The 20,026-nt window shown below is 58.3% G+C and carries 20 protein-coding genes and 1 pseudogene; 8 read left to right on the top strand and 13 right to left on the bottom strand.

Annotation, left to right across the window (positions count from 1 at the left end):
• Nucleotides 1–36 precede the first annotated feature (36 nt).
• Entirely contained in the window at nucleotides 37–1,275 is a 1,239-nt protein-coding gene (locus N5095_RS02285) for an RNA-guided endonuclease InsQ/TnpB family protein (protein WP_267620625.1), read from the bottom strand.
• A 616-nt stretch (nucleotides 1,276–1,891) separates the two neighbouring features.
• Here N5095_RS02285 and N5095_RS02280 point away from each other — a divergent pair.
• From N5095_RS02280 to N5095_RS02265, 4 genes are all read left to right on the top strand, one after another.
• Nucleotides 1,892–3,364, top strand: coding sequence for a S8 family peptidase (locus N5095_RS02280; protein WP_267620623.1), 1,473 nt, complete (start codon nucleotides 1,892–1,894; stop codon nucleotides 3,362–3,364).
• A 963-nt stretch (nucleotides 3,365–4,327) separates the two neighbouring features.
• Nucleotides 4,328–4,606: an antitoxin VapB family protein gene (locus N5095_RS02275; protein WP_267620621.1), complete on the top strand. Its 279-nt coding sequence runs from the start codon at nucleotides 4,328–4,330 to the stop codon at nucleotides 4,604–4,606.
• Nucleotides 4,607–5,002: a PIN domain-containing protein gene (locus tag N5095_RS02270; RefSeq protein ID WP_267620619.1), complete on the top strand. Its 396-nt coding sequence runs from the start codon at nucleotides 4,607–4,609 to the stop codon at nucleotides 5,000–5,002. It abuts the gene before it with no gap.
• A 390-nt stretch (nucleotides 5,003–5,392) separates the two neighbouring features.
• Nucleotides 5,393–6,409, top strand: a complete 1,017-nt coding sequence (locus N5095_RS02265; protein ID WP_267620617.1) for a phosphatase PAP2 family protein — start codon at nucleotides 5,393–5,395, stop codon at nucleotides 6,407–6,409.
• A gap of 38 nt (nucleotides 6,410–6,447) precedes the next feature.
• Here N5095_RS02265 and N5095_RS02260 read toward each other — a convergent pair whose 3' ends face one another.
• The 5 genes from N5095_RS02260 to N5095_RS02240 form a co-directional block, all read right to left on the bottom strand.
• The gene (locus N5095_RS02260) at nucleotides 6,448–6,993 is read right to left on the bottom strand and encodes a winged helix-turn-helix transcriptional regulator (RefSeq protein ID WP_267620615.1); all 546 of its coding nucleotides are present in this window, start codon (nucleotides 6,991–6,993) and stop codon (nucleotides 6,448–6,450) included.
• Nucleotides 6,994–7,028: 35 nt separating this feature from the next.
• Entirely contained in the window at nucleotides 7,029–7,310 is a 282-nt protein-coding gene (locus N5095_RS02255; RefSeq protein ID WP_267620613.1) for a hypothetical protein, read from the bottom strand.
• Nucleotides 7,311–7,417: 107 nt separating this feature from the next.
• A complete protein-coding gene (locus N5095_RS02250; RefSeq protein WP_267620611.1) occupies nucleotides 7,418–7,753 on the bottom strand; it encodes a PepSY domain-containing protein in 336 nt (111 codons plus the stop codon).
• A 619-nt stretch (nucleotides 7,754–8,372) separates the two neighbouring features.
• The gene (locus tag N5095_RS02245) at nucleotides 8,373–8,573 is read right to left on the bottom strand and encodes a helix-turn-helix transcriptional regulator (protein WP_267620609.1); all 201 of its coding nucleotides are present in this window, start codon (nucleotides 8,571–8,573) and stop codon (nucleotides 8,373–8,375) included.
• Between the two features lie 3 nt (nucleotides 8,574–8,576).
• On the bottom strand, nucleotides 8,577–8,810 hold the full coding sequence (locus tag N5095_RS02240; protein ID WP_267620607.1) for a DUF2178 domain-containing protein: 234 nt from the start codon (nucleotides 8,808–8,810) through the stop codon (nucleotides 8,577–8,579).
• 809 nt (nucleotides 8,811–9,619) lie between these two features.
• Between N5095_RS02240 and N5095_RS02235 the strand changes: the two genes are divergently transcribed.
• Nucleotides 9,620–9,838 carry a hypothetical protein gene (locus N5095_RS02235; RefSeq protein ID WP_267620605.1) on the top strand — a complete coding sequence of 73 codons (219 nt, stop codon included), beginning with the start codon at nucleotides 9,620–9,622 and terminating at the stop codon, nucleotides 9,836–9,838.
• A gap of 177 nt (nucleotides 9,839–10,015) precedes the next feature.
• Here the strand turns inward: N5095_RS02235 and N5095_RS02230 are convergent, their stop codons facing one another.
• Nucleotides 10,016–10,870, bottom strand: coding sequence for a CPBP family intramembrane glutamic endopeptidase (locus tag N5095_RS02230; protein ID WP_267620603.1), 855 nt, complete (start codon nucleotides 10,868–10,870; stop codon nucleotides 10,016–10,018).
• Between the two features lie 665 nt (nucleotides 10,871–11,535).
• Between N5095_RS02230 and N5095_RS02225 the strand changes: the two are divergent.
• Nucleotides 11,536–12,253, top strand: a pseudogene (locus N5095_RS02225) (IS6 family transposase).
• 489 nt (nucleotides 12,254–12,742) lie between these two features.
• Here N5095_RS02225 and N5095_RS02220 read toward each other — a convergent pair.
• From N5095_RS02220 to N5095_RS02195, 6 genes are all read right to left on the bottom strand, one after another.
• Nucleotides 12,743–13,066 carry a DUF8170 family protein gene (locus tag N5095_RS02220; protein ID WP_267620601.1) on the bottom strand — a complete coding sequence of 108 codons (324 nt, stop codon included), beginning with the start codon at nucleotides 13,064–13,066 and terminating at the stop codon, nucleotides 12,743–12,745.
• 180 nt (nucleotides 13,067–13,246) lie between these two features.
• Nucleotides 13,247–13,678: a Zn-ribbon domain-containing OB-fold protein gene (locus tag N5095_RS02215; protein ID WP_267620599.1), complete on the bottom strand. Its 432-nt coding sequence runs from the start codon at nucleotides 13,676–13,678 to the stop codon at nucleotides 13,247–13,249.
• Nucleotides 13,675–14,844 carry a thiolase C-terminal domain-containing protein gene (locus N5095_RS02210; RefSeq protein ID WP_267620597.1) on the bottom strand — a complete coding sequence of 390 codons (1,170 nt, stop codon included), beginning with the start codon at nucleotides 14,842–14,844 and terminating at the stop codon, nucleotides 13,675–13,677. Before N5095_RS02210 ends, N5095_RS02215 begins: the two co-directional genes overlap by 4 nt.
• 53 nt (nucleotides 14,845–14,897) lie before the next feature.
• Nucleotides 14,898–16,274, bottom strand: a complete 1,377-nt coding sequence (locus N5095_RS02205; RefSeq protein WP_267620595.1) for a glycine cleavage T C-terminal barrel domain-containing protein — start codon at nucleotides 16,272–16,274, stop codon at nucleotides 14,898–14,900.
• A gap of 379 nt (nucleotides 16,275–16,653) precedes the next feature.
• Nucleotides 16,654–17,319 (bottom strand): helix-turn-helix domain-containing protein, encoded by a 666-nt coding sequence (locus tag N5095_RS02200; protein ID WP_267620593.1) that lies wholly within the window; start codon nucleotides 17,317–17,319, stop codon nucleotides 16,654–16,656.
• A gap of 400 nt (nucleotides 17,320–17,719) precedes the next feature.
• Nucleotides 17,720–18,142 carry a hypothetical protein gene (locus N5095_RS02195; RefSeq protein WP_267620591.1) on the bottom strand — a complete coding sequence of 141 codons (423 nt, stop codon included), beginning with the start codon at nucleotides 18,140–18,142 and terminating at the stop codon, nucleotides 17,720–17,722.
• A 604-nt stretch (nucleotides 18,143–18,746) separates the two neighbouring features.
• On the opposite strand from N5095_RS02195, the gene N5095_RS02190 reads away from it, so the two are divergent.
• A complete protein-coding gene (locus N5095_RS02190) occupies nucleotides 18,747–19,553 on the top strand; it encodes a ParA family protein (protein WP_267620589.1) in 807 nt (268 codons plus the stop codon).
• Nucleotides 19,550–19,957 (top strand): DUF8160 family protein, encoded by a 408-nt coding sequence (locus N5095_RS02185; RefSeq protein WP_267620587.1) that lies wholly within the window; start codon nucleotides 19,550–19,552, stop codon nucleotides 19,955–19,957. Before N5095_RS02190 ends, N5095_RS02185 begins: the two co-directional genes overlap by 4 nt.
• The last annotated feature ends 69 nt before the right edge of the window (nucleotides 19,958–20,026 follow it).

Below are 20,026 nucleotides of genomic sequence, written 5' to 3'. Positions count from 1 at the left end.
GCGTGAACGCCATGGCATTCAGCGTGGACTCCCGTTCTAACCGCTGAGAGCGGTAGGCGAATATTCGCCGTTCACGTTTAACGTCCCGCTGTTCAAGCGCACGCCTACAGGTGCGCCTCCACGCCCAGACTTTTGCTGGTCGCGGAGATACTTCAGACCGATATTCTTCGCCGCATTGTAATCCGCGTGAACATCGTACCCACATTTCAAACACTCGAACTCGTCCTGCCCGTTGTTGTGCGGACGATTATCCTTGTGGGTGAATCCACATTTTGAGCAACGTTGACTCGTGTACGCAGGATTAACCTGCTTCACCACAAGCCCTTCAGACTCGGCCTTGTACGTGACGTACTCGAATAGGCGGTGGAACGCCCACTTGTGAACCGCCTTCGCGTGCGGTAGGCGTTCGCGGATGCCCTTGAGTTGCTCGAACACGATATGCGTACAGTCGTTCTCAAGAGCTTCTTCAACCAGGTCGTTTGAGATGGTATGAAGCATCTGCTCGAACCGTCCGGTTTGCTTGCGACCGACTCGTTGGACGTTGTTGTGTGCCCATCGGGTCCCGGTCTGTTGCAGGTCCCCTCGGCGTTTCTCGTATTCGCGGTGCCAGTGGTTGAGTTCGCCACCGCTCCAGAAGCGTCCAGTTGAGGTGGTTGCGATGTTTGTGATGCCGAGGTCAACACCAAGGACGGAGACGTGCTTGGCGTCGCCTGTGTCGGCATCATCGTTCTCCACGGCGGGCTTTGTCCGCACATGGAGGTAGAAGCAGTCCTCAACTGTGTCGTAGTGGAGCGTGGCTCCTTTCACGTCGTAGTCATCGTTGAACAGGTACGCCGAGTGCGGCGTATCTCGCTGTTCGTCCGGTAGAACGAACTCTGCAGTAACTCGCCCGTCGATAGTGGCAAGCGTGCAGTGGTCGTCGTTGACGGTGACGGTTCGGACGTCGTAACTGGCGAACCGTGACGTGAAATGTGGTTTCGAGGCGTTCTTGCCTTCCTTCCAGCGTTCGATACAGCCTTTGACGGCTTCTGCGGCTCGGTTTCGTGCGGATTGCACGAGGTTGGCCGGAAGTGGCGAGTCGTCTCGAACGTCGTAGTACGTTTGGTCGTGGAGTTTCTGTTTGCTGGTGATCTTCCAGTCAGGTTCCCACGCGACGGTGACGACGTGGTTGGCGGCGTCGAGGAAGTGGTCGGTTGTCTGGTGGAGGAGACTGGCGGCACTCTCGCCCACATCGAGTTTGACGGGGACGGTTCGAGTGCGTAAGTCGTCCACCATCTGTATTTCATACGTGGTGGTTAGTGTTTATAATAACTTGGGTTGGCGTTGGGGAGCCGGCCTGCGATCGTGCGTGGTTTGTAAGAGGGATTGTCGGTTTCCTCCCGCGCCTGAAGGCGCGGGTTTTCGCCTTGCATTCATTATAATGAACGGACAGAGAAGGTGGCTGATACATTCACACAGCACCAATCGGAGTTCGATTCCAGGTGTGAGCAAACTACCGTGACAGAGGAGGAACAGTGGGCCGTTCCTACGCAGCTCGTGTTTCTGCCTCCTGCTCGAGTTGAGTGAGCCCTGTTCAATGAGTATCTGCCCTCTACTATCGAGTTAGTGTTTTGTGAGGACATGCTGTTGCTCAAGAAGCAGGTCATTGAAGCACTCTTCCAAGGCACAGCATCTGCTTCCGCGACGGTCGAATACCACTGATGAGATCTGATTGTCGAATAGTTCGGTTTGTCCTATGCCTCTGTTTGAATTTCGTATGAAAATACTAGTTATTCAATAGAATATTTCAAATTATATAATAAAATCTAATAGGTGAAATTAAATATATAAATAAGATAATTTGTTGGGTTTCAAAACTCATAATCAACTGACTGATTGAACATGATCTGCAATGGAAGATCATAGCCGTCGATCGTTTCTGACGAAGACAGGTGCTGCAGTCGGTGGAATCACGCTCGGTACAATCCCAGTTTCGGCTGCTCCGGCAGAGGAGCGATACATCGTGGATACGAGCGGCTTGTCGAAGAGACGGTTCGACGACGTCGAAATCATCTACTGGCTCAATGAAATCGAATTCGCCGTCGTTCGAGGCAATCCTTCTGCAGTAGACGAAAAACGAGTAGAACCGGACATCAAACTCTCACTCGAGGACCGAGATGACGCCGGCCCGCCGGTTGAGCGCGATAGCAAGCCTGGAGGGCCTCCACCCTGGGGCGGTCCAAAGGATGAACGCGACCCACTGTACTATCTACAGTGGGACAAGCAAGCCCAAAACGTACCCGATGTCCACGGCATCACACGGGGCGAAGGGACCCGTGTTTCCATCATCGACTCGGGTATCTTCGGGGACCATCCGGATTTAGACGGACCTCTCAATTCCGATCTTTCTGAAAACTTCACTCAGGACAGCGGTGATTTCAATCCGGTCGGAAGTGACCACGGAACGCACGTTGGTGGAATCGTCGCTGCAGAAGATAACAACGGGATCGGAGTTCTCGGCATGGCACCCGATACCGACCTTGTCGCTTGTCGAGTGTTCTCCGGTCCGTTTGCGATGTTCGGGAATATCATCGCGGCTATCGTTTACAGCGCGAACATCGATGCAGACGTTGCGAATTTGAGCCTCGGTGCGTATCCTCTTCCGAAAGGGTCCGAGGCAGCCGAAGTGCGTAGGGAAGCGTATACGTCTTCCAGTGAGTATGCGAACGAGCAAGGAATGATGCTTGTCGCGGCAGCCGGGAACGACGGCGCGAATCTCGACGATGATGGTGACGTCATCAGCCTCCCGAACGAGGCTGACAACTACATGAGCATCAGTGCAACCGGTCCGATCGGTTATCGGTGGGGTGGGCCAGGCAACGGCAAAGGTCAGGAACAGCGTAACTACCGAGCGGCCCTCAAGCACCTCGAAGAACCGACGCACGACCCCGCATTCTATACTAACTACGGGCCGGAAGCTGTCGATATCAGTGCACCAGGAGGTGACGCCGATCTCGAAGCACTAGACTCGGTCGAGAACGCGAAATACGACCTTGTGCTGAGTACTACCTTTTCTGGGGAAGATACTGATGACGACGATGCTCCCGACCCGCCGTTCGAGCCCTCATACGGGTGGAAAGCTGGAACGAGTATGGCTTCACCACAGGTTGCAGGAGTCGTTGCGCTTATCCGAAGTCTCCGACCAGAGATGACTCCTGACGAAATCCGAAATCACTTAGAGGAGACCGCAACCGACCTCGGCAGTCCGTTGTACCACGGTGAAGGTCACCTCGATACCGGGGCTGCTGTCCGGTCACTCGGTACTGGTAGTGAAGGCGGTGCGTCTGAATCTTCCCAAGGTCCTGACAACGGTAGGGGCCCCTAAACCGAGTCATACCGAAGAAAGACCACAGACGCATCGAAAAAACTGCTTTTCGTCCAGTCAGGCGGCTCGGAGACGTCTGGTTTGTTTGGCCCTCCAGAGCCGTGCCGTCTGCACGGGAGAGGTATGCTCACTTCGCTTTCGCGCTCAACTGAACACGACCAGAGAGCGACAGTCTGTGTTCCTTCGCTTCTTTCAGCGGTGGCTGAACTGACTTAACTCCTACAGACAGAGTGTCTATTCAGCAGTCGGAGTAGCGGGTGAATCTAGTGCGATGAAGACAGACAACCCAAGAAGAAACAGCCCACAGATGAGCATTGGAACAGTCAGCAGCTCCCGCTCCGCAGGAGTAAGGAGTTGGAGCCGGACAATCAGCCATCCACTGACACAGACTGCGAATGAGGTGATCGTGGCGAGGCCGAAAAGCCCAACGCGAGCGGTAGGAGAGAGGTTCCACCACACTCGGCGCAGAAAGGACATGTTCTCGAGTCCTTCTTGTATTTCAGCTGTCTTTACAGTTGCTGAGCATTGGTCAAGAGGTCGCATCCAATAGACTCGCGGCGCGTCTCTTGGAGCTGAGTCACGTCGAGCCCAGTCGGAACAAAGTGTGTTTCTTCCAACCTAGTCCGAACTGACTCAGCTCCTAAAGTCAGAGCGTGTGTCTCAGTCCGACATCGAACCGTTGTCAAATAGCGCAAGTATAGCAAAGAGTACACCCAACAGTACGCTCACAGCAATGAAAATAATGTAACTCTTACCTTGTCCCGTTGCCGCCCAGTAATCGTAGGAGAGTTGGATGGCTATGAGGGCGGATACTGCGATAAGAAGACCTCGACCGCGTTTGCGGGACCAGTACTTAGAGACGCTAACCATGTCGGTCTGTTGCTGTCGGTCAGTAAGTATGTTTGGCTGCTTAGCTGATACGCTCGCGGCATGTTTTTGTGTTTGCATACACAAACACAGACCATGGGAACGAAGACTGTCGGACTCCGGGATGAGGTTTACGAGCGCCTCGCCGCAGAGAAGCGGGAGGGAGAGAGCTTCAGCGACGTCGTGGATAGAATCCTCGACGGTGAGCAGTCTGATTGGCGCCACTCGTTCGGGCGGATGAAAGAGGACGCTGAGGAGTTCGAGAGAGTCGTCAAGGACCAGCGTGAAGAGATGAGTGAGGGCCTCTCGAAGCGCCAAGACGAGGTCATCGAGCGGATACAGTCGGGTGACGATGAGGAGGAGCGGGAAGCCTGAATGAAGTTTCTCGACACGACGTTTTTGATCGACCATCAGAACGGTGAATCTCGGGTTGAGGACTACCTCTCTGAGCATGAGAGTGAGACGCTCGTCACGTCCACTATCAACCTCAAGGAAATCGCTGTAGGGCGCTTTCTGATTCAGTCTCCAACGCCCACTCAGCAGGACATCCGCAACGACTTCCAATGGGTTCGAGTCGAGCCGTACCTCCTTTCGCATGGTCTCGAAGCGGCGGAGATCGAGGCCGAACTGAGAGAAGCGGGCGAGTATCACGAGAAGTTGGCGACGGACATCCTCCTTGCGGGCGTGGCCAACGACCTCGGTGCGCCGGTCGTTACGGACAACACTAAGGATTTCGAGAAATTCGAGAGGATCGAAGTGGAATCGTATTGATAGAGCTACCGTTCCTGGCTTCACGCTTTTGTGCCTCTCGCTGTCGAGTCTTCGATACCTTCGACTTTCGTGCCTTCGGAAGGTGGATCCGGTGCACGACTTTCGTTCACCGTAGTTGTCAGTGATTCATCTCATAGAGACAGAGCGTGTGTCTTGGAGGACGATTCTATCCACATAGAGTGGAATTTACAGCTATCTTGACTGATCTGCTACTCTTAGACTGCTCTACCAGACGCCCCAAGTGGGAGACGCGATTATTGAGACGTAGATGAACACCACATCGGGTCAGCCGAACTCAGATAGTAGACCTTCTCTTCTGCTTGTGATTGGCGATTTCTGTACCACCTCTTCAGGAGTAATCAGACCGACGATCGACAGGACAGACACCTCATGACGATTAGTGACGGAATCCCTAATCGATCAGAGGGAGATGGATTTAATTGGCAGCGCATTGCGGCTGTCCTGACCGCGTTAACTGCGGCCATCATAGCTTCCGTAGTAGTATTCGACATTGCCGTCCCCCGCCGAGGTATCGGCTTTTTCCAAATTTTCTCATTCCAAACGGGGATTGCTCTCACAGTTGCTGGGTTCGTCACTCAGTTCGGCGATCCGTGGTTTCTCCTACTCATCGCTACGCTCCTCTATCTAATTGGGACACAGCGGTCGCTCGTTCAGAGGCCACAAGAAGGAGCATTCGTACTCGCAGTAACGTTCGCAGCGTTTTCGTTCATCGATCTACTCAAGAACTTCTTCATCGCGCCGCGTCCTCCCGGGGCCGGGACGGTACAGCTTCCGGCTTGGCTTCCAGCCGTCCTCGGTGGTCCATTTCGGAGTATTACGACCGGAGCTGGGTATGCGTTCCCGAGCGGACACGCTCTCGGAACGGCAGCCGTCTTTTCAGCGTTAGCTTACCGGTTAGAGGTGGGATCACGAACTAGTAGATGGGTGGTCGCCGCTATCGGAATCGCCCTCGTAGCTCTCTCTCGAATCGCCCTCGGCGTCCACTTCCTCGTCGACATCGTAGTCGGAGTAATTGCTGGCGTGAGCCTCTTCGCGGTCGCTGCCTCGGTCGGGAGTCGGGAGCCGTTGCGCGTGTTCGTTCTGGGGTCGGTTCTTGGAGTCCTTGCAGTCGGTGCAAGCGCTGTCTCCCCAGCCGGGGAAGTCTGGAGCGCCGGTCAGTGGCTCGGTGGATCTATCGGTGCAGGGGTTGCCTGGTATGCGGTTCGACCTTCTTGCCAGCTCGGTCTTCGAGAAACGATCATCGCAGGTATTCCGATTGCCGCTCTGTGGGTCGGTATTTACGTTACCTCTCCACCTCTTCTGGTCACGGTCGTCGGTACTGCTGTCGCGGCAGGCGCAACGATCGCCACACCGTCCTTGGCTGAGCGCATAAGCGGAGGGGGCTGACCGAGGTCCTCGGAAAATCGACCAATCGGTTCTCTGTCTCATCCCCAGAAGTCGATGATTCGGTCGACAGCGCGGTCGACGAAACTCTCTCGGTACCGGAGAAGGAGCTGGACGACGAGTTCTTCATTAGTCACTTCGTACTGCGTCGCCCGACCGTCCCGTACCGAGTCGATGATGTCGTTGTCCGCTAAGGTCGACATATGATAGGAAATCGTCGCCGGGGTTACTCCCACGGCTTCAGCGATCTCCCCGTTCCGTGCCGGTCCGTTCTCTAGCAGGTAGAGAAGAATACGTCGAGTCGTCTCGTATCGCAACACCGCGAGGATCGACCGCTCCTCCTCGTTGAGTTCACGGGCGACGAAGACTCGACGTTTTCCCTGATGTTCCTCACTTTCGAGGGCACCGTACTCCTCGAGTTCTCTCAGGTGATACTGAAGGAGTCCAGTCTCCATATCGAGATCTCGTTTGAGTTGACTGAAGTGGATGCCGGGGTTGTCCTTCACACGACCGAAGATTTCTCTCCGAGTAGCCAGCGACAGATCATTGGCGTCTGATGGTTCTCTGTCCCGGTCGGAGCCCTCCATTTCTCACCACCGGCAACTGTAGATCGGACACGAATTCATCGTGGCTCCCACGAGAACTGACGCATAAGTGTGATCAGAAGCAGGAGAGCAATTCCAAGGGAGAGTAAACTCGTGAACACCTCGATGAACGGGATCGTGCCCTCGAGGAGGTCTTCGGCGATCGAGACGACCATATTCACACCCAGTAGTGCGCTCAACAGGAGGAGGACGAGGAGACGCCGAATACGGGTTCGATAGAACGCGATACTGACGAACGTGAAAACAACGAGAACGACGACGAGAGTAACAGCATTAACTAGTATTTCGATTTCGACCATAGAGTTGCGATAGATGGACTTGGCACGGGTTTTAAAGCAAGGTATTGGAATGGAAACTCTCGGAGAATACGAGGGAGAGACCTTCCGGGACAGCTCTGACTCTCCCGTCAGTTCTCGTCGGCTTCGTCTTCGTTCTCTTCGTTCTCTTCCTTATCGGCGTTCTCGACTTCCAGCACTTCGCCGCTGTCCCCGTCGATCTCTACTTCCTTCATCTCCCCGTCTGACTGCTGCACCAGAACTTCGTAAACGGGACCGCCACCTTCGTTCTCCTGTTCGATGGTCTGAGCGGTTCCCCCGACTCGCTCTTCTGCGATATTCATAGCTTCCTGTTCAGAGAGGGTGGGTTCTGCAGCCGTCAAGCCACCCGTTGCCGCGAAGCCGACGCCAGCAACCCCGAGCAATGTGATAACGCCTACGAGACTGAAAAGCGCTTTCCGATTCATGAGTTATTCTTACTGGAAACAGGACGCTGAGGTATTTCAGGCGTATGGTACGGCAGTCAAAGAGTGGTACGTGGGTTAAACTCATCACCCACCGAGATCGCCGTTGTCTCAGTCAAGACGCGGCACGTCTCTAGGGGTTGAGTCACGTTAATCACGGTCGAAACAAAGGCAGTTTCTTTCACCGTGGCCCGCACCGACTCAGCTCCTAGAGATAGAGCGTGGGTCTAACGCAGCACCTCTCTATCTCGTAGTGGAAACGGCTGTTCTATCGGGGTTCAAGCGCATAGTAGACAATAGTCGCCATAACTCCCATCATGGCTGCGTCGGCGACCGTGATTTCCTTCAGCACGAGACTCCCTGCGAGCATTCCAAGACAAGAAGCCGAGCCAATCGCGACGGCATACCACAATCGAGGTAATTCCTCAACCCGCTCCTCTAAACGGTAATAGAGCTGCAACGCATTCGACATACAATTGCTTGAATTGTCACTTGGATAAATCCATCTTTGCTAGACTCGCGGCATGTCTCCAAGAGCGGACTCACGTCGAACCCGGTCGAAACAAAGCGTGTTTCTTTCAAGGTAGTCCGGAGTGACTCAGCTCTAAAGACAGAGCGTGAGTCAACCATCTTGTGGCGGTTCAAATATATCCTCGATAGAACAGTCGAAATACTGCGCGAATCGAAACGCAAGATCAAGACTGGGGTTGTAGCGGCCCCCTTCAATTGCACTAATTGTCTGCCGGGATACATCTACTGCGTCTGCTAGGTCGCTCTGGGTCAATTCGTGCTTGGCTCGTCGAACAGCGAGGTCATTTTCCATGAGTCACATCGTTCGGGTATAGTAGATGCCTGTGGCAACGTAAACAATCCAGCCGAGCAGTAAGGCCCCTATCTCGAAACCTACGGCGTCAAGGCTCCCGACACCCCCGGTCACGACATGTTGGACGATAATCGCGATGAACAGCGCTGAGAGGACGACAAACGCGTTAGTTCCAGCCCGCCGACCGACCTCCTGCGCCCGTTCATCCTCTCGTCCTATGAGTGGGATTTCGACCATTGTGTAAAGGAAGCTTTGCGCTATGTCAATGAAACTTTCCATCCAGCAGTTCGGTATTCGCTCATCGCTCCTAGGTTCGCGGCACCGCTATAGAAGCTGAGTCACGTTGAACTCGGTTGGAACAAAGGGTGTTTTCTTCAGCAGTGGTCGTGGTGACTCAGATGTTGGAAACAGAGCGTGAGTTCAGCAATGGAGTCACCCCCACACAACCTTCACATTGACCGGGGTTCAATGATTCATTAGTGACATCCGCGCTGTATCGTCCACTTGCTGTCGTCGGATTCCCTGCTATCGGGGTTCTTGCTCTCCTTCAGATATTCTCCCCGTCAGCGGTAGCTGGTGTCTCGGTTTCGACGGTCGTCGGAGCGACTATGACGACGTTGCTTACGTGGGGAACCGTTGTCGGCCTTGCATACAGGGCTCGTTGGACAGCTATCGGATTCGGAGTGATGGCTACTACATTTGCCATCCAGACTTTCACTCAGCAGGGCATTCAAAACGATTTGGTACTGTATTTCATCGTTGGTATTGCGGCTTTGCTTATTGTGGTCGGTGGGCAAAAAGACGAACCCACTCCTCCAATCAATCCACGCTCCAGCTAACGAACGTCGCTTCACCGAGGTTACTCGTTACTGAATGCGCGGCACAACTCCAAAAGCTGAGCCACGTCGAATCCGGTCGAAACGAAGGCTCTTTCTTCCAACGGCAATCGAACTAACTCGGGCTCCTAGAGACATAGCGTGTGTTCAGCAGACGGCCCATCAGGACGCAAGACCCTTGCTCGTCCGTTCTGAACACATCGCGCAGGAATGTTCGACTTCCTCCGTTTGAGCCCACTCTTCAGTATTCGTCGCTTCACGCTCTGTCTCCTAGTTACCGTCTTCGTCGTGACGACCGACGTTCTCTTCATTCATCTGAAGGACATCAAGACGGTCACCGAGTTCGTCACTGAGGTCGGCATCCACACGTTGGGGTTCTATATTGGGTTCACGGTCGTGGCGCTGTTCGACCAGTCCGGCGGTAGCTAGTAGCTGACCGACTCGCACCCTGAGTTCAGCGCGCCCGAAAAAATCTACCCGAACGTCGTCAAAAACGGTGTGTAACAGTCAGGGGGTGTGTTCAGAAGAGTAACAGTCAGGGGGTGTGTTCAGAAGACTGGAGAGAGTCAATTCACCGACGACAGCCGGTATCCCCCTTCGATAGATTTACTCCGTTCGGGCGACGTCTGCAACCCGTCCCAGTCGCCTCGACCCAGAGTACATCACCGCGACGACGGTGGCAACTACGAGCAATCCAACCATCGTGAGACTGGCCGGGTCAGACTCAAGAATGGGAAACATCCCCTGTGCCCAATTCCACGACGTGTGCATGAGAAGCACTGGAAGCAGGCTCCCGTTCGTGCTGTTGTACACCCACGTCATCAGCACGGAGAGGAGGGTAATGGAGACGACGAAACCGAGGAACGGGTTCTGGTAGTAAATCGTCGCGCTCGGGATGTAGAACAGCGGGAGGTGCCAGACGGCCCAGATGAGACCGACTGCGACTCCACCACCGAGGGGGGTGAGTCGCTCCTGAAGCGGATCAAGGAGGTATCCACGCCACCCGAACTCCTCCTGAATCGGCCCGCCCAGGAGAAGAATCCAGACGAACGCGATGAGCAGGACAATCGGTTGACCAGCCCATGGGAACGTCGGTGTGGTGCCGGTGGCGACCGCAACCACGAGTGCACCACCGACAATCGCTGGAGGGAGCAGTAGAGCCACGAGAAGCCACCGGTTGGAGTAGTCGAGCTGTATCGCCCGGCCGAGAAGTCGGCGTACGCCCCCGAGCCCGCTCGCATACGCGACGAGGATAAACGCAGCAACGGTCGGCCCGAACGCACCGAGGTTCGGCAGGACCGGTGCTCCCTCTATGAGACCCAGTTCCAGGAGGATTCTTGATCCCCAAAATCCCCACGACCACGCGAACGTCAAAACGAGAAATGCAGCGATATCGACGATTTTAACGTCTCTACTATCGGAGGTGGAATTTGAATGAGTCATAACAATATCACGGCTCATGAACGACTTCGATTGACAAATATTTGTACCGGCCGACAGGAGGAGTGACCGACCCCTGCCTACCCGGCTTCGAAACAGTGCTCGGCGTCGCTGGAAGGTGCTCGTACTACTGCATCTGTATTCGACTCGCAGGCAGTTCCAGGGCGATCCTGTTGCGGTTCACAGCCATACTGCGTAAGGTGACCGGTCGTCACGAGTCATTCTAAGGCCTTCTCGCCGGCCCTACTCAGACATATCTCCGAGCAGACAGTCAATTAGAAGCAGATGGGATCATACTCCACCTCGAAGAGAGTACGGGGTTCATGACTCGTAGTTCGGTTCACCCATATCTCCTTGACTAGCTGAACGAGGCTATCGACACTGAGAGAGGTACTGAGGCGTTGGCAGACGCTGGAGCCGTGTTCGCGTAGGTGCCGACAGCGAACCAGGAGCGATGTCGAAGCGGTGCTGACCACGACACGGAATACACGCGTTGCGAATCACCACCCGTGTCGCACCGACTCGATTCCGTCGACGGCCGGGCGATGCTCCATGGTATCTTGTGGAACTCGGCTAAACGGGACTTCGACTCCTCTGACGGCTCATTGTGACGCTGCTCGTACTTGTCGTCCCTCTGGTTTTAGTTGACGCCGCCATAGGACTGCTCGCCCCCACCGTGGGAAAACCTGCTCAAAGAGAGTTTAGACACAGCTACGCTTGAATGTTGGCAGCGTGGAGGCGGACGGCGAACGCCCTAACGGGCGTCGCCGTCCGCTCCCGCTGCCGGGTTATCGCTCAGAGAGACAGAAGCGATTCTACACTTGATCGGCGTAGATCGGTCGTTTCAGGCGATTTTCCAATGGGTTCACCGCTTGGCTGACAGCGTTCCTGACCCGCCTTCGTTCACGAGAGCGGAGCTCCGTGCAGCCAGCCAGAACGCGGAGCGTTCTGGTGACGGCACAGCCGAAGCGGGTCGCGGTCGACGAAACCGCTGTCAAAATCAATGGCGAGTGATCTTGGTTGTATGCTGCAATAGACCTCGACACAAAATTACTTCTCGACGTACAGCTGTTCAAACGACACGGAACCGATCCGGCGGCTGCATCCCTTTACCGAGTCGCTGAGAAACATGACTGTGAAGACACGGTGTTTCTGGTCGACCAGTTCGGCTACCGGACTGCCCTCTCTCGATTAGGGTTGAGCGGTCAGGTCGACTATACCGACAGAAACCATCTCGATAAGTGGTTTCACACCTTCAAAATGCGAGTCGACCGCTTCCATAATTCGTGGGTGGGCAGTCGGCTGAGCGTTCGCCGGTGACTTGCGCTGTTCGGCCACTAGTATAATTTTCAACGGCCGTATCAAGCACTTGATGGACGAACACCGGTCGAGGAGGCTAACTAGACAGTGCCGATGAACGAGTTCTCCTCGCACTGGTGTTCTCTGCAGACCGTCCGAGTCACGTGCTGATCTGTGGATGGTCGCCAGCATCGTTCTCGAGGCAGCCACCTAACTGGTCGCAATACATATCTACTCCATCAAACCAGTTACTGGAAATGAAAGAATCCACGGGAACAACTCTAGTAACGGTCTCCCTCGCGGCTTCCCTCTACTGCTCCCTCTGGAGTATCGCGGAACTACGGACTGGGGTACCTCCTCGAACGCTCCTCAGCACCCAGAACCCGTCGACAGTACTTAAATTGAATCGCGATTGAAGCCGCCTCGACGAGGTGAACCGGCTCCATCGAAAGGACGGACGATACGCTGGTTATCGACAGTAACGGACGTACTCATCTCGTTCGAGAGCGGCCGTTTTGTGAACACACCGCTGTCGAAGCGTTGATTTGACCAACGTGAGTCCGACTGTCTGCGTCTGCCGATCACCTACTGCTCCTACCCTGGCCGTGGTAACTCTGGCAGCTCGTCCGTAGCCTCGAGCAACGCCTCCTCGGTCGCCCACGGGTAACATCGTCCGTGGAGTTCGAAGAGACGAAAGTCGTTCGGATGCACCCAACTGTACGACGGGACTTCGATATCGTGTTCCCCGAGGTCGTTCCTCGCTGCATCGACTGAGATAGCGATCCCGACGTGGGCCGCCCGTTCGACGAGGACCTCGAGTTCTGCAGTCTTCGTCTCGTCGTCGACGTCGGTTGCAGCGTAAATCTGCGCAGCAGCGAGTACATCACGTTGTCGGTGAGGTGGTCCTCCGTCTCCCACTGGTATGCGCGCGGGAAGACGCACGTTGAGCCACTGCCGGTGACGAGATCATGCAGCCCGGTCGGGTCGACGGCGGACAGCTTCCTGACGATGTAATCGGTATCATGATGCCCACAACGTTGTATGGCCGGCTGCAGTCGATATCGCCATGGGTGCAGAGTATCGACGACCGGACGGCCCTCACCGCGGCTCGAAGACGTGGACCGGCCAGTCGGTCTCGTAGTCGAGTGCGACTTCCCGCTCCGCGGCCGTCGGCTCGCGCACCGTGAGTTCGACCGGGTCGCCGATAGCGACGTCGGCGTAGTCGGCGGCCACGCGCCCGAGGAGGCGGCCGCCGTCCGCGAGCGCCACGACGGCGACCGTGTAGGGTGCGTCCGCCGCGAACGCCGGCGGCGGCGTGTGGACCGCCGTGTACGTGTAGATTTCACCGTCGTGTGACTGGGGTTCGACGTCGACGGCGCGACTGCCGCAGGCGTAGCAGGCCGGCCGCGGCGGCAACAGCACCTGCCCGCAGTCCGCACAGACTCCGCCGAGGAGTTCGCCGTCCGCGAGGGCGTCGAAGAAGCCCGGGAGCGTCCGCGGGTCGGTCGCGTCGAGGTCGGCGTCGCTCATGGTGCCTCCGCCGTCGTGAGCACGTGACCGACGGTGACGGCGTCCGCGACGCCCCCTTCGTTGAGCAACAGGGCCGTCTCGGCCCCCTCGACCGCGCGGTCGCCTGCGGCCCCCGTGAGCTGTTCGTAGGCTTCGAGCGCCTGCAAGAGTCCGGTCGCGCCGATGGGGTGGCCGCGGGCCTTCAGCCCGCCGCTCGGACTCAACTGCACGTCCGTCCAGCCGTCGGCCCGTTCCGCCGGCTCCCGGTAGCTCTGATAGCCCATCCCGGAGGGGGCGAAGCCGACGGCCTCCGCGAGCAGCGCCTCACAGACGGTGAAGGCGTCGTGGACCTCCGCGAAGTCGACATCGGTGGCGTCGATGCCCGCCTCCTCGTAGGCCGTCTCGGCGGCGATGCGAGCGCCCGCGATGTCCGTCATGTCCCGCTCGGCGACCGCGATGTTGTTCGCGGAGGCGCCGCTGCCCGCGACGCGCACCTGCGGGCGGTCGAGGTCGGCCGCCAACTCCTCGGTCGTCACGAGAACGGCCGCGGCGCCGTCACCGACCGGCGCGCAGTCGAAGAGCTTCAGCGGCGGGGCGATGGGGTCGGAGTCCAGGACCGTCGCCACGTCTATCTCCTTCGGGAACTGTGCCCGGGGGTTGTGCGCGGCGTTGGCGTGGTTCTTCACCGCGATTTCGGCGAGGTCGCGCTCCGTGGCGTCCGTCTCGTGGAGGTAACGCTGGGCGAGCAGTGCGTACTGGCTGGGCGCGGTGATACCGGAACGCTGCTCGATGGCTCGGTCGAACGCCGCCGACAGGGCGTCCGTCGCGCCGCTCGTGCCCGCGGAGGTCATCTTCTCGACGCCACAGGCGAGCACGGCCTCGTGTTCCCCGTTGCGGACGTCTTTCACGGCGTGGCGCAGCGCGAGCGCGCCCGCGGCGGCACACCCCTCGACCCGCTCGGCGGGGACGTGACGGAGGCCGGCCCACTCGGCCAACAGCGTCCCGTACATGATCTGGTGTTCGTAGCTCTCCGACTGGTTGCCGACGTACACCGCCTCGACGAGGTCGGCGGGGTCGGGCAGTCCGTCGAACGCCTCCGCGAGGGCGACCGAAAACAGGTCGCGGCCCGGGAGGTCCGTGCGGCCGAGCGGCGAGGCGCCGACCGACGCGATGACTGGTTCTGGCATGCGTCTTTATTGGTTTCAGTGGTGATTGTTAGCCATTCGCATTCGTCCGCCGACTACGACTTCGACCCACCCATCTCGTCCCGGGCGTGAATCTTGGCCTGTTCGCGGGCGCTGGGGTTGACCGACTCCTTGAACGGAACCTTCGCCAGCGTCGCGAATACGGGTTCGCCTGGTTCGTCGGCGTACTCGTCCGGGAGGTGTACTTCGAACTCCACGTCGACGTCCACGTCGTATATCGAGTCGTCGAGCGGAACGTCGGTCGCGGCCTGCAACGTCGATGCCGGCACGAATCCGAGGCCGATGTTGGTCTCGAGGTCCGGATTCCACCACGCCGACGTCAGGTAGCCACACTCCTCGCCGGTCTCGGGGTCCGAGACGAGCCAGAAGTCTGGGGCGTAGTCCATGATGGGTTCGCCGGCCATCTTCAGGCCGACCAGTTTGTGCGTGAACGGGAACTCGCCGTTCTCGATGGCGTCCCGCTGGCGCTCCAGTTCGGCTTTGCCGACGTAGTCGGCGGCCTTGTCGTCCGGGACCTGATACCCGAGATTGACCTGGAACGGCGACGTCTCGTGGTCCATATCCTGTCCCAGCGACAGGATTCCGGCGGCGATACGTCGCTGATGGGAGATCGCCGTCGCGGCACCGCCGTGGTCTTTGACCGTCTCGAGCACCGGGTTCCACACCGCTTCGGCGTTCTTCGACGCCTCGCGGACGTAGATTTCGAACCCCGCCTCTCCGGAGAAGCCCGTCTGACTCACGAGCACCGGGACGCCGCCGACCGTCGCTTCCATCAGTCCGTAGTACGGGATGTCCTCGATAACGTCGCCGAGGAGTGACGTCATCACGTCGGGCGACTTCGGACCCTGGACCTGCATCGGCGAGACGTCGATCTCGTCGATGTCGACCTCGAAGTCGGACTGGACGGTGACCCCTTGTAGCCACTGCAACAGGTCGGAGTCGGCGATGGAGAACCAGAACTCGTCGTCGTCGAGTCGCAACAGGACGAAGTCGTTGAGGATACCGCCCTCGGGGTTACAGCAGATGGCGTACTTGCCACGCATCGGCTCGATGTCGGTCGCATCTCGCGTGACCACGTAGTTGACGAACGACTCGGCGTCGGGGCCCGCGACACGAATCTGGCGCTCGACTGCGACGTCCATCAGCGTCACGTCGTCGACCAGGTGCTCGTACTCGGCCTCCAACCCTCCCTCTTCGGGGTCGATGTACCCGCGAGGGTGGCACATGTGGTTGTAGACCGTCGCCTGCCGACACCCCTCTTCGACCGAGAGGTGCCAGAACGGCGACTGCCGAACCCGGGTGGACATCAGGAGGTCGACGTCCGCGTCGCCCGTCTGACGGAGGTTTCTGGGGACGGTACGGTCCGACTGGTCGACGCTGGGGTGGTTCGGATGGTGGTTGTGTCCCGTCATTGGCGCTCTCCTTTCCTTAATCCGCCGCATTGGGTAGCCAGGTTCGCCCGGAGGCGTCCGAACCGGCCGGGGTCGAGTGGCGAGACCACGGCGGGAAGGAAGAGCTTCGATTCGGTGACGCCCCTTCGGTCGTCGACGAGCCTCTGACGTAGCATACGGGAGCACGGACGACCCGAGACCGCATTGTTCTGCAGCTTATCGATATAACCCGTTTATACCAATGATAGCGAATACCATGACTCTTCGACCCTTTCGGCACGGTGCTCGGCGTAACGGTGCGAACAACGAGGGGCAACCACAACTGGAGGACTCCCGGCAGAGAACGCGATGACGATATCGCTGCGTGTCTATCGTCGCTCCGGGCCGATGTACTGTTCTATCACTCCGGCCGTTCGCTGTCGTCGACCACGGACGAGACGACGAGTCGCTTCATCCCACGCCGAAGGAGACCGCTAGCTGCGGGTTGAGAGATACCCAGGTCGGCGGCGACCTCGCTGAGGGTCGCGTCCCGTGGCTCTTCGAAGTACCCCCGTTCGACCGCGACGAGGAGCGCTTTTCGTTGGCTATCGGTCAGCCCGGCGTCCGTATCACCTAAGCTGTCGTAATCGTTCACCCGGAGCAGCTCGATATCGATCCCGTGCTGTCGTGCGTAGTCCCAGACGTGGGCCAGGTCCGTGCGTTCGGGGACCCACACCGATAGGACCCACGCGTCTCCCTCGTTCTCCATGTCGAGAACGACGCCGTTCGCGGCCGAGACGACCGGAGAGACGATTTTCGCTTCGTCCGTATACTCGAAGCTGTAGATTGCCTCTCTGTCTCTGGTCTCGATGACTCGTTCGAATTCACCAACGGTTCTGTCGTTTCGCAACCCCTCTTCGAACTGGCGGAAATCGGACGACTCTATGTGGTAGAAGAACTTCCCCGACGTCGGGTCAGTTCCCGCCTCCGACACCGACCTGACCGTGGAGCTCTGGTCGTGACAGACCGTCTCTGTGAGTACTATGTCGGGGTGCTGGATTCGGACGACCGCTTTGATATCGGTCATTGTTCTCTCGGATAGCGGTCTCTAGCAACACGACCGCTGTACTTAACGGTTCTTCAGACGCCCGACGAAGTCCACGGTGTAACGCTCGCTACTGAAGCGGGAGGTACTACAGGAGAACTCCCGTCTCACGGGTGTCGGTTCGGACTGAGGAGTCCAGTCGGAACCGACCCATCTGCTCCGAGCCGACCGTTTCACCGTGTTCGTCCGCGGCTACGTCTCCGCTTCTACGCCGTGGTTGAACAGCGTCCCCCAAACCCGCTCCAAGCGACTGACCACGAACGACGGGTTGGACCCGGCGGGAAGGTATAATTTCGACTCGGTTGCTCCCACTCGCTCGTCGGCACTGCTTCTCCGTGCCATACAGGAGAACAGAAGGGCTACGTTGGCATTGGCTTCTGGCTTAATCGTATAACCCGTTTATCCGAGGCCCCGAGACGACCGTGCGTTCCGACCCCTCCGCACGGTACGCAGTCTCACGGCGAGAACGACTACGGGACGAGTGATGGCCACCCACCCTGATGTCGTGAGCGTTCTCGACTGAAGGCGTGGGGTAGTCGGGAACGTCGAGCGACGTTCGAGTGATCCGGAGAGTGGTACCGAACTCGAGACAGGAAGCGAGCGACCGAGTCGCCACCTTCTCTACGTTCGGAATTCCGAACGCGCCGAACGCGCAGAATGCACCAAACGCGCTAAACGCGACGAATGTGCCGAATGTGTCGAACCCACCGAACATTACGAGCGTGACGAGCACGACGAACGCGAGGTGAGCATCGAACTCGAACTGAGCGCCGAATACGGCGACTCCGGTGAACACGACAGTCACGACGGATTCACACTCTACGGGAACTCCGCCGAACACCGCCGGCAGTATCCGCGCGGTAGCGTCTCGACGTGGTGGAGTCGGCGGTGGCGAGTACGATGGGTGTCCCAGTCGAACCGGGCCCGGGTCGTTCTACCATCACACTGTGTTCGGAACGTTCACCGTTCCGACTCCGTTGTGCTCGTTGGCCGCGACGACGATGCTCGCAGTATCGATCGGACATGCGTCGACGTTCGATGATTACTGTCCAGCACAGGAAAATCTCGAGATGGGCCACCGAACCAGGCGGAATATTTGAGCAGTGTGCACTACTCAAAACGCGCCGAACGCGCCGACCGTTCACTCGAATCAGCGCGTCGAAGCAGAGCAAAGGGAGAACGACAAATGGCCTCTTCCCTACGTCTCCCGATCACGGTCGGCGCGCCGAACTAGTTCGGAATACTGCCCAATAAGTGGTTTACTACCGATTATCTCTTACCGACGGTCGGGGGGTCCACCGTTCCGATGGGTGGTCGCCCAACCGACGACGGCCGGTAGTCAGACACGTGTCTGACGGAGATTTAAGCCCGTTCACCGTGCAGTGACGTCCGACCCAGGTGAACACGTGATGAGCTCCGAACGTTCCGAACCGTACCCCATCGTCGTCTCGAATCAGAAGGGCGGCGTCGGCAAGACGACCGTCGCTATCAACGCCGCGGGCGCGCTCGCGTACCGCGGCGCCGACGTGCTCGTCGTCGACCTCGACCCCCAGGGCTACCTGACCACCGGCGTCGGCTACGACGAGGCCTACACGCAGGAGCCGCCGTCACTGTACGACGCGCTCACCGACCCCGGCGAGCACGACGTCTCGGCGCTCGTCTACGAACACGACGAGTTCGACGTGCTCCCTGCGAACATCGACATGTTCAACTTAGAACAGGAGCTCGTCAGCGCGATGCGCGGACGCGAGCGACTCTCGATGCTTCTCGAGGACGTAGAGGGGTACGACTTCGTGGTCGTCGACTGTCCACCCTCCCTCGGAATCCTCACCGACAACGCGCTACTCGCCTGTCCGAACCTCCTCATCCCCGCGGAGGCTGAGGACACCAGCATCCGCGCCCTCGACCTGCTGTTCAAGCAGATCGACACCTTGGAGGACAACTACGGGACGAGCATCAACGAACGCGCGCTCGTCGTCTCGAACGTCGACTACCCCCTCGACGGGGAACAGAAGGGGATGCTGGAGTGGTTCGACGATACGTTCGCCGACCGCATCCCGGTGTACGAACTGCGCTCCCGCGCGGCCATCAAGCGGGCGTTCAACGCCGGCGTCTCGATGTTCGCACACGACGAGGACTGCGACCAGCGCGAGGTCCTCCTCGACCTCGCCGACCACTTCCACGAGCTCGCCGGGAGACAGGAGGTGGCGCGATGAGCGACCGGAGCGACCGCGGGAAGGCCGTCGCCGACCGCATGTCCCGCCGGTTCGCCGGCGACGAGGACGACGCGGACGCCGAGAGGGCCGACGGCTCCGACGACGGGGAGAACGCCGAGCACGACGAACATGGTGAAGACGACCAACGCGGCGAACGCAGTCGGAACGTTCGGAACGTCAAGGAGGAGTGGAACGGGACGTACGTCTACCTCCCGGACGACATCGACGGACCGCTCGACGCGGAGTTCGACCGACTGGTGTACGAGTGCGGGCGCGACCTCGACTGGAAGCCGAAGAAGAACCGCCACTACTACCCGGTCGTCGTCGCCGACGGCATCGAAACCGTCAGCGAGATGGACCCCGAGGCGTTCGCGGCGCGCCTCGAAGAGTTGAACCTCCGCTGAGTCGGCGGGCGTTTCGGCCGAACTCCTGTCGCGGAAACGTCGACCATCTCACGGATGGACGTCCTCGAT

This window comes from Halobium salinum, assembly GCF_026586625.1.
Classification (GTDB): Archaea; Halobacteriota; Halobacteria; order Halobacteriales; family Haloferacaceae; genus Halobium; species Halobium salinum.
The sequence above is the reverse complement of the archived record's forward strand: the minus strand, read 5'-3'. Positions and strand labels throughout refer to the sequence as shown.

Excerpts from the sequence above, each read along its gene's own strand:
- N5095_RS02250 (WP_267620611.1), bottom strand. The coding sequence starts at position 7,753 with ATGAATCGGAAAGCGCTTTTCAGTCTCGTAGGCGTTATCACATTGCTC.
- N5095_RS02230 (WP_267620603.1), bottom strand. The coding sequence starts at position 10,870 with ATGAGCCGTGATATTGTTATGACTCATTCAAATTCCACCTCCGATAGT.
- N5095_RS02275 (WP_267620621.1), top strand. The coding sequence starts at position 4,328 with ATGGGAACGAAGACTGTCGGACTCCGGGATGAGGTTTACGAGCGCCTC.
- N5095_RS02205 (WP_267620595.1), bottom strand. The coding sequence starts at position 16,274 with ATGACGGGACACAACCACCATCCGAACCACCCCAGCGTCGACCAGTCG.
- N5095_RS02190 (WP_267620589.1), top strand. The coding sequence starts at position 18,747 with ATGAGCTCCGAACGTTCCGAACCGTACCCCATCGTCGTCTCGAATCAG.
- N5095_RS02245 (WP_267620609.1), bottom strand. The coding sequence starts at position 8,573 with ATGGAAAATGACCTCGCTGTTCGACGAGCCAAGCACGAATTGACCCAG.
- N5095_RS02270 (WP_267620619.1), top strand. The coding sequence starts at position 4,607 with ATGAAGTTTCTCGACACGACGTTTTTGATCGACCATCAGAACGGTGAA.
- N5095_RS02215 (WP_267620599.1), bottom strand. The coding sequence starts at position 13,678 with ATGAGCGACGCCGACCTCGACGCGACCGACCCGCGGACGCTCCCGGGC.
- N5095_RS02235 (WP_267620605.1), top strand. The coding sequence starts at position 9,620 with ATGTTCGACTTCCTCCGTTTGAGCCCACTCTTCAGTATTCGTCGCTTC.
- N5095_RS02255 (WP_267620613.1), bottom strand. The coding sequence starts at position 7,310 with ATGGTCGAAATCGAAATACTAGTTAATGCTGTTACTCTCGTCGTCGTT.
- N5095_RS02240 (WP_267620607.1), bottom strand. The coding sequence starts at position 8,810 with ATGGTCGAAATCCCACTCATAGGACGAGAGGATGAACGGGCGCAGGAG.
- N5095_RS02185 (WP_267620587.1), top strand. The coding sequence starts at position 19,550 with ATGAGCGACCGGAGCGACCGCGGGAAGGCCGTCGCCGACCGCATGTCC.
- N5095_RS02285 (WP_267620625.1), bottom strand. The coding sequence starts at position 1,275 with ATGGTGGACGACTTACGCACTCGAACCGTCCCCGTCAAACTCGATGTG.
- N5095_RS02280 (WP_267620623.1), top strand. The coding sequence starts at position 1,892 with ATGGAAGATCATAGCCGTCGATCGTTTCTGACGAAGACAGGTGCTGCA.
- N5095_RS02210 (WP_267620597.1), bottom strand. The coding sequence starts at position 14,844 with ATGCCAGAACCAGTCATCGCGTCGGTCGGCGCCTCGCCGCTCGGCCGC.
- N5095_RS02200 (WP_267620593.1), bottom strand. The coding sequence starts at position 17,319 with ATGACCGATATCAAAGCGGTCGTCCGAATCCAGCACCCCGACATAGTA.
- N5095_RS02265 (WP_267620617.1), top strand. The coding sequence starts at position 5,393 with ATGACGATTAGTGACGGAATCCCTAATCGATCAGAGGGAGATGGATTT.
- N5095_RS02260 (WP_267620615.1), bottom strand. The coding sequence starts at position 6,993 with ATGGAGGGCTCCGACCGGGACAGAGAACCATCAGACGCCAATGATCTG.